At 71.3% G+C, this 8,257-nt stretch carries 7 protein-coding genes; 5 read left to right on the forward strand and 2 right to left on the reverse strand.

The genetic code is table 11. From position 1 onward, the window contains the following. The 3 genes from ACN6LM_RS37020 to ACN6LM_RS37030 form a co-directional block, all read left to right on the forward strand. Nucleotides 1-1,612: vitamin B12 dependent-methionine synthase activation domain-containing protein (locus ACN6LM_RS37020; protein ID WP_445069818.1), on the forward strand; the 1,612-nt coding region annotated here is incomplete at its 5' end. A 119-nt stretch (nt 1,613-1,731) separates the two neighbouring features. After that, nucleotides 1,732-2,424 (forward strand): HAD family hydrolase, encoded by a 693-nt coding sequence (locus ACN6LM_RS37025; protein WP_445069819.1) that lies wholly within the window; start codon nt 1,732-1,734, stop codon nt 2,422-2,424. A gap of 156 nt (nt 2,425-2,580) precedes the next feature. Beyond that, nucleotides 2,581-4,185 (forward strand): ABC transporter substrate-binding protein, encoded by a 1,605-nt coding sequence (locus ACN6LM_RS37030; RefSeq protein WP_445069820.1) that lies wholly within the window; start codon nt 2,581-2,583, stop codon nt 4,183-4,185. A gap of 19 nt (nt 4,186-4,204) precedes the next feature. On the opposite strand, the gene ACN6LM_RS37035 is transcribed toward ACN6LM_RS37030, so the two are convergent. Next, nucleotides 4,205-4,876, reverse strand: a complete 672-nt coding sequence (locus tag ACN6LM_RS37035; protein WP_018103734.1) for a response regulator — start codon at nt 4,874-4,876, stop codon at nt 4,205-4,207. Between the two features lie 9 nt (nt 4,877-4,885). Continuing rightward, nucleotides 4,886-5,731 (reverse strand): RecB family exonuclease, encoded by an 846-nt coding sequence (locus tag ACN6LM_RS37040; protein WP_445069823.1) that lies wholly within the window; start codon nt 5,729-5,731, stop codon nt 4,886-4,888. 195 nt (nt 5,732-5,926) lie between these two features. Between ACN6LM_RS37040 and ACN6LM_RS37045 the strand changes: the two genes are divergently transcribed. Beyond that, nucleotides 5,927-7,177, forward strand: coding sequence for a site-2 protease family protein (locus ACN6LM_RS37045; RefSeq protein ID WP_445069821.1), 1,251 nt, complete (start codon nt 5,927-5,929; stop codon nt 7,175-7,177). A 72-nt stretch (nt 7,178-7,249) separates the two neighbouring features. Then, on the forward strand, nt 7,250-8,155 hold the full coding sequence (locus tag ACN6LM_RS37050) for a tRNA (adenine-N1)-methyltransferase (protein ID WP_445069822.1): 906 nt from the start codon (nt 7,250-7,252) through the stop codon (nt 8,153-8,155). Nucleotides 8,156-8,257: the final 102 nt, after the last annotated feature.

Raw genomic sequence — 8,257 nt, forward strand, 5'->3', positions numbered from 1 at the left:
GAAGTCCCTCAAGGAGGGGAAGGCCGAGGAGCTGGCCGCCCTGCCGCTGGACGAGCGCCTCAAGCGCCGGATCATCGACGGCGAGAAGAACGGCCTGGAGGACGATCTCGCCGAGGCGCTGAAGGACACTCCGGCGCTCGACATCGTCAACAACACCCTCCTGGAGGGCATGAAGGTCGTCGGCGAGCTCTTCGGCTCCGGCCAGATGCAGCTGCCGTTCGTCCTCCAGTCCGCCGAGGTCATGAAGAGCGCGGTCGCCTACCTGGAACCGCACATGGAGAAGTCGGACGCCGAGGGCAAGGGCACCATCGTCCTGGCCACGGTCCGCGGCGACGTCCACGACATCGGCAAGAACCTGGTCGACATCATCCTCTCCAACAACGGGTTCAACGTCGTCAACATCGGCATCAAGCAGCCCGTCTCCGCGATCCTGGAGGCCGCCGAGGAGCACAAGGCGGACGTCATCGGGATGTCCGGCCTCCTCGTCAAGTCCACGGTGATCATGAAGGAGAACCTGGAGGAGCTGAACCAGCGCAAGCTGGCCGCCGACTACCCGGTCATCCTCGGCGGCGCCGCCCTCACCCGCGCCTACGTCGAGCAGGACCTGCACGAGATCTACGAGGGCGAGGTGCGCTACGCGCGCGACGCCTTCGAGGGCCTGCGCCTGATGGACGCGCTCATCGCCGTCAAGCGAGGCGTCCCCGGCGCCACCCTCCCCGAGCTGAAGCAGCGCCGCGTCGCCAAGCGGGACACCGCCGTCCTGGAGGTGAACGAGCCGGAGGAGGGCGTCCGCTCCGACGTCTCCGTCACCAACCCGGTCCCCACCCCGCCGTTCTGGGGCAGCCGGGTCGTCAAGGGCATCCAGCTCAAGGAGTACGCCTCCTGGCTGGACGAGGGCGCCCTGTTCAAGGGCCAGTGGGGCCTCAAGCAGGCCAGGGCCGGCGACGGACCCACGTACGAGCAGCTCGCCGAGAGCGAGGGACGCCCGCGGCTGCGCGGCCTCCTCGACCGGCTCCAGACGGACAACCTGCTCGAAGCGGCCGTCGTCTACGGCTACTACCCCTGCGTCTCCAAGGGCGACGACCTGATCCTGCTCCACGAGGACGGCTCCGAGCGCACCCGCTTCACCTTCCCGCGCCAGCGCCGTGGCCGCCGTCTCTGCCTGGCGGACTTCTTCCGTCCCGAGGAGTCCGGCGAGACGGACGTCATCGGCCTCCAGGTCGTCACCGTCGGCTCCAGGATCGGCGATGAGACCGCCAAGCTCTTCGAGGCCAACGCCTACCGCGACTACCTGGAGCTGCACGGCCTCTCCGTCCAGCTCGCCGAGGCCCTCGCCGAGTACTGGCACGCACGGGTCCGCTCGGAGCTGGGCTTCGCGGGGGAGGACCCGGCGGACGTGGAGGACATGTTCGCCCTGAAGTACCGGGGCGCGCGCTTCTCGCTGGGCTACGGCGCCTGCCCGGACCTGGAGGACCGCGCCAAGATCGCGGACCTCCTCCAGCCGGAGCGGATCGGCGTCCACCTCTCCGAGGAGTTCCAGCTGCACCCCGAGCAGTCGACCGACGCGATCGTCATCCACCACCCGGAGGCGAAGTACTTCAACGCGCGGTAAGGCCCTGTTCGACGCGTCGTAGCCGATCACGTCGTACACTGGTCGGTCCAGCGCAGGCCGGTCGCCCATCCTCCGGGACGGGTGGCCGGCCTTCTCGTCCCTCATGGAAGGTGTGCCGGATGACCAGTACGGTTCCCGCGTCCCTGACCCGCACGGCGGAGGGCGCTGCCCTCCAGGCCGTCTTTCTCGACATGGACGGCACCCTGGTCGACACCGAGGGCTTCTGGTGGGACGTCGAGGTCGAGGTCTTCGCCGGCCTCGGTCACCGGCTGGACGAGGCATGGCGGGAGGTGGTCGTCGGCGGGCCCATGTCCCGCAGCACCGGATACCTCATCGAGGCGACCGGCGCGGACATCACCCTCGACGAAGCCGCCGTACTGCTCAACGACCGGTTCGAGAAGCGCATCGGCAACGGAGTGCCGCTGATGCCCGGCGCCGCCCGCCTCCTCGCCGAACTGCACCGGCACGAGATCCCGACCGCCCTCGTCTCCGCCTCGCACCGCCGCATCATCGACCGCGTCCTGGACTCGGTGGGCCGCCACCACTTCGCGCTCACCGTCGCCGGCGACGAGGTCACCCGCACCAAGCCGCACCCCGAGCCCTACCTCACCGCCGCGCGCGGCTTCGGCGTCGACCCCCGGCTGTGCGCCGTCGTCGAGGACACCGCGACCGGGGTGGCCGCAGCCGAGGCCGCCGGCTGCCGCGTGGTCGCCGTGCCCTCGGTCTCCCCGATCGCACCCGCCGAGGGCCGGGTCGTCGTGGCCTCGCTGGAAGAAGTCAATCTCACATTCCTCCGGAGCCTCGTCAACTGAATGCACCGGAGCGGGCACCGAGAGTACTTCTGTGAATGAATGGAAAAGCTCTCGCGGTGGCACTGCGAAAGAATTCCGTGCACGGCCCCCCTCCGGATTTCCGGAACGCGCCCGCTAATGTCTTTCTCCCTGAACCGATGAGGGAGAACGGCCACCATGAAACGCAAGACCCTGGTGCTGCCGGCCGTCGCGGGCCTCCTGGCGCCCGTGCTCGCCGGCTGCGGCGTGGCGGACGGCGGCAGCACCGGAAGCGGCACCGGCACCGTCGTCGTCGGCACCACGGACCGGATCGCCGCCTCCGCCGACGCCCCCGCCCCGCTCGACCCGGCCGTCGGCTACGAGGCGGGCGTCTGGAACGTCCTGCGGCAGACCGTGCAGACCCTGATGGCCACCCCGCGCGGCGGCGGCCTCCCGGTCCCCGAAGCGGCCGAGAGCTGCGGCTTCACGGACCGCGAGAGCGAGAGCTACCGCTGCCGGCTGCGCGCCGGACTCACCTTCGCCGACGGCACCCCGGTCACCGCCGACGACGTCAAGTACTCCCTCGACCGGGTGCGGCGCATCAAGTCCGCGAACGGGCCCGCCGCCCTCCTGGACAACATCGACACCGTCGAGACCACCGGCACCCGCGAGGTCGTCTTCCACCTCAGGACCCCCGACGCCACCTTCCCGTACAAGCTGGCCACGCCGCCCGCCGGAATCGTCCCGCGCGACCAGTACCCCGCGAATTCCGCCCGCAGCGGGTTCCAGGTGAACGGCTCGGGGCCGTACACCATGAAGCCGGAAGTGAAATCCGGACGGGTTGTGAAAATCGCCTTCACCAGGAATCCCCATTACCGGGGGAGGTACGAGGTACGGAACGAGTCCGTCGAACTCGACCTCTTTTCCGACGCCACGGCCCTGGGCAAGGCGTTCGACGCCGAGAAGATCGACATGATGGCCCGCACCGTCCCGGCCGACCGGGTCCAGCGGATGCTGGCCGAGCCCCAGAACGGCGTCCGGCTCACCGAGATGCCCGGGCTGGCCATCAGCTACCTCGGCTTCGACACCGAGGAACCCGCCCTCCGGAACAGGGCCGTTCGCCAGGCCGTCGCCCAGGTGGTCGACCGGGGCGCAATCGCCGGCAAGGTCTACGGCGCCACCGTCGAACCGCTGTACTCACTCATCCCGAGCGGGATCACCGCCCACGACAACGCGTTCTACAGCGCCTACGGCGAACCCAGCGCCGCCAAGGCCGCCGCCCTCCTCAAGAAGGCGAAGATCCGCACCCCCGTGCGCTTCACCCTGCACTACACCGACGACCACTACGGCCGGGACACCGCCACCGAGTTCCAGGCGCTGAAGAAGCAGCTCAACGACACCGGACTCTTCGACATCACCGTCGAGGGCACCCCCTGGACCCACTTCCGGCCCGCCGAACTCCGAGGCGACTACGCCGCCTACGGCATGGGCTGGTTCCCCGACTTCCCGGACCCCGACAACTACACGGCGCCCTTCCTCGGCCCGGACAACTTCCTCGGCTCGCCCTACACCTCCGACGCGGCCCGGACCCTCATCGCGCACTCCCGCCGCCAGGCCGACCGGGGCGCCGCCGCGCCCGCCTTCGAACAGCTCCAGGACATCGTCGCCCGCGACGTGCCCGTCCTCCCGCTCTGGCAGGGCAAGCAGTACGCCGTCTCCCGCGAGGACCTGAGCGGCGTCGAATGGGCGATCGACTCGGGCGCCGACCTCCATCTGTGGGAACTGGGGCGCGGCACCGACTGAGCCCGTCGCGCGCCCCGTGTCACTGCGCGCCGGGGCGCACCAGGCCGCTCTCGTACGCGTACACCGCCGCCTGCACCCGGTCGCGCAGGCCCAGCTTCGTCAGCACATGGCCCACGTGCGTCTTCACCGTCGTCTCGCTGACGAACAGGTCGGCGGCGATCTCCGCGTTCGACAGGCCGCGCGCCACCAGCTTCAGCACCTCGACCTCGCGGTCCGTCAGCGTGTGCAGCGTGTCCGGCACGGGCTCCTCGCCCGACGGCAGATGGTCCGCGTACTTGTCGAGCAGACGGCGCGTCACGCTCGGGGCGAGCATCGCCTCACCGCCCGCCACCACCCGGATCGCCTGCACCAGCTCATCGGCCGGCGCGTCCTTCAGCAGGAAGCCGCTCGCCCCGGCGCGCAGCGCCTCCACCACGTACTCGTCCAGGTCGAACGTCGTCAGCACCAGCACCTTCGCCGGACCGTCCCGGCCCGGACCGGTGATCTGGCGCGTCGCCTCGACCCCGTCCATCCGCGGCATCCGGATGTCCATCAGCACCACATCGGGCTGGAGCGCGCGCACCTGGTCGAGAGCCTGGAGACCGTCACCGGCCTCACCCACCACCGCCAGATCGCCCTCGGCCTCCAGAATCATCCGGAAGCCCGTGCGCAGCAGCGGTTGGTCATCGACCAGAAGGACGCGGATAGCCACCAGATCTCCTCAATGCCCGTCGAGGGCCGCAGGCCGGCCGGCCTCGGCCCGGACCGGCTCCATTCTGCCCTGGTCATCCTCCGCCGCACCGGCCGGGCGGACCGTCAGCGGATAGACCGGGGGAGTCCCGCCGAATTCCGGACAGAGCGCCTGGTGGTCGCACCAGCCGCACAGCTTCGTCGGACGCGGCCGCCACTCGCCCGTCCGCGTCGCCAGCGAGATCGCCTCCCAGAGCGCCAGCAGCTTGCGCTCCACCCGCTCCAGATCCGCCACGACCGGGTCGTACGTGAGCACGTCACCGCTGCCCAGATAGACCAGCTGGAGCCGGCGCGGCACCACACCCTTCAGCCGCCAGATCACCAGGGCGTAGAACTTCATCTGGAACAGCGCCCCCTCCGCGTACTCCGGACGCGGCGCCTTCCCCGTCTTGTAGTCCACGATCCGGACCTCGCCCGTCGGCGCCACGTCGATCCGGTCGATCACCCCGCGCAGCCGCAGCCCCGACTCCAGCTCCGTCTCCACGAACAGCTCGCGCTCGGCCGGCTCCAGACGCGCCGGATCCTCCAGCGAGAACCAGCGCTCCACCAGCTGCTCCGCCTGCCCCAGCCACCGCGCCAGCCGCTCGCCCCCGGGATCCTCCGCGAACAGCTCCCCCAGCTCCGGCTTCGACTCCAGCAGCCGGTCCCACTGGCCCGGGATCAGCGCCGTCGCCCGGCCGGGCGTGCGCTCCGCCGCCGGGTTGTCGAAGAGCCGTTCGAGCACCGCATGGACCAGGGTCCCCCGGGTAGCAGCCTCGCTGGGCTTCTGCGGCAGCTTGTCGATCACGCGGAAGCGGTACAGCAGGGGACACTGCATGAAATCGCTCGCCCGCGAGGGGGAGAGCGAGGACGGCGGCTGCGGCACCGACGGGGACGGCGGCGGAACGGAGGTCATGCGAAGACCCTACGACCCGCCACTGACACCGATCGGCATACCATCGACCACAGACCCTCCAACACTGCATCATCGTGGCGGAAGACACCGCGAAAGAGACCGAACCGAAGGGACCTCGTGGACGAGAGCGGCGACGGCCGGCGGCCGCAGCCCGGCCCGGCGGGCCCCGGCCCCGGCGACGGCCCCGGCAAGGGCGCGCCCCCGCGCCGGGACGAGCCCGGAGGCGGCATCCTCATGGGCCGCCCCTTCGGCGTGCCCGTCTACGTCGCCCCCAGCTGGTTCCTGGTGGCGGCCCTGATCACCTGGGTCTTCGGCGGCCAGCTCGACCGGGTGCTGCCCGACCTCGGAGCCGCCCGCTACCTCGTCGCCCTCTTCTTCGCGATCGCCTTCTACGCCTCCGTGCTCGTCCACGAACTCGCCCACACGATCGCCGCCCTGCGCTACAAGCTGCCCGTCCGGCGTATCCAGCTCCAGTTCTTCGGCGGTGTCTCGGAGATCGAGAAGGAGTCCGAGACCCCCGGCCGCGAATTCGTCCTCGCCTTCGTCGGACCGCTGCTCTCCCTCGTCCTGGGCGGGCTCTTCTACCTACCCCTGCGCTTCGTGGAGCGCGGCACCGTCCCGGCCGTCCTGCTCGGCGGGCTGATGATCTCCAACCTCATCGTCGCCGCCTTCAACCTGCTGCCCGGCCTCCCGCTCGACGGCGGCCGCATGCTCAGGGCCGTCGTCTGGAAGATCACCGGCAAGCCGATGAGCGGCACCGTCGCCGCAGCCTGGGCCGGCCGCGCCCTCGCCGTCGGCACCCTCGTCGGCCTCCCCCTCCTCACCCGCAGCGGCTCCCTGGGCAACGACGCGGGCGAGATCAGCGGCATGGACACGCTCACCGACGCCCTGCTCGCCGCGATCCTCGCCGCCATCATCTGGACCGGCGCCGGAAACAGCCTGCGCATGGCCCGGCTCCGCGAGCACCTGCCCGGCCTGCGCGCCCGCAGCCTCACCCGCCGCGCCGTCCCCGTCGAGGCCGCCACCCCGCTCTCCGAGGCGCTGCGCCGGGCCAACGAGGCGGGTGCCCGCGCGCTCGTCGTCGTGGACGGCACCGGCGAGCCCAAGGCCCTCGTCCGGGAGACGGCCATCGTCGCCGTCCCCGAGCACCGCCGCCCCTGGGTCGCCGTCAGCGGTCTCGCCCAGGACCTCACCGACGGCATGAAGGTCCCCGCCGAACTCGCCGGCGAAGCCCTCCTGGACCGCCTCAAGGCCACCCCCGCGACCGAATACCTCGTCGTGGAGGAGACCGGCGAGATCTACGGCGTACTCTCCACCGCCGACGTCGAACGCGCCTTCGTCGCCGCCATGGCCCGCCCGGCCGCCTGACACCCGCCCCCGTCCCCGTACGTCCGTGCGGGCGGCGGTCGGCGGCTTCCGAAACACCGGTACGCTGGTCACATGTCTGAACCGACCGGTGCCGCCCGCCGACGCGGGCCCTTCAAGGTCGGGGACCAGGTCCAGCTCACCGATCCCAAGGGACGCCACCACACCTTCACGCTCGAAGCCGGAAAGAACTTTCACACCCACAAGGGTTCTTTCCCGCACGACGAGCTGATCGGTGCCCCCGAGGGCAGTGTGGTCCGTACCACGGGAAACGTCGCCTACCTCGCGCTGCGCCCCCTGCTCCCCGACTACGTCCTGTCCATGCCCCGCGGCGCCGCCGTGGTCTACCCGAAGGACGCGGGCCAGATCCTCGCCTTCGGCGACATCTTCCCCGGCGCACGCGTCGTGGAGGCGGGCGTCGGCTCGGGCGCCCTCTCCACCTTCCTGCTCCGCGCCATCGGCGAACAGGGCATGCTGCACTCGTACGAGCGCCGCGAGGACTTCGCCGAGATCGCCCAGCAGAACGTGGAGCGCTACTTCGGCAGCCCGCACCCCGCCTGGCAGCTCACGGTCGGCGACCTCCAGGACAACCTCACGGACACCGACGTGGACCGCGTCGTGCTCGACATGCTGGCGCCCTGGGAGTGCCTGGACGTCGTCTCCAAGGCGCTCGTCCCCGGCGGCATCCTCTGCGCGTACGTCGCCACCACCACCCAGCTCTCCCGGACGGTCGAGTCCATCCGTGAGATCGGCTGCTTCGCCGAGCCGCAGCCCTGGGAGTCGATGATCCGCAACTGGCACGTGGAGGGCCTGGCCGTGCGCCCGGACCACCGCATGATCGGGCACACCGGCTTCCTCGTCACCGCCCGCCGGCTCGCCGACGGCGTCGAGGCCCCGGCCCGTCGCCGCCGCCCCTCCAAGGGCGCCTACGGCGAGGACTACGACGGCCCGGGCGGCCGGAGCACCTCCCCCCGCGACTGACCCCGCGGCAATGTACCGGGGGGGGGGGGGGGGGGGGGGGGGGGGGGGGGGGGGGGGGGGGGGGGGGGGGGGGGGGGGGGGGGGGGGGGGGGGGGGGGGGGG

The sequence above is a fragment of the Streptomyces sp. SAS_281 genome, from assembly GCF_052542855.1.

Coding starts and splice junctions, on each gene's coding strand:
- ACN6LM_RS37050 (WP_445069822.1), top strand. CDS start 7,250: ATGTCTGAACCGACCGGTGCCGCCCGCCGACGCGGGCCCTTCAAGGTC.
- ACN6LM_RS37030 (WP_445069820.1), top strand. CDS start 2,581: ATGAAACGCAAGACCCTGGTGCTGCCGGCCGTCGCGGGCCTCCTGGCG.
- ACN6LM_RS37025 (WP_445069819.1), top strand. CDS start 1,732: ATGACCAGTACGGTTCCCGCGTCCCTGACCCGCACGGCGGAGGGCGCT.
- ACN6LM_RS37040 (WP_445069823.1), bottom strand. CDS start 5,731: ATGCAGTGTCCCCTGCTGTACCGCTTCCGCGTGATCGACAAGCTGCCG.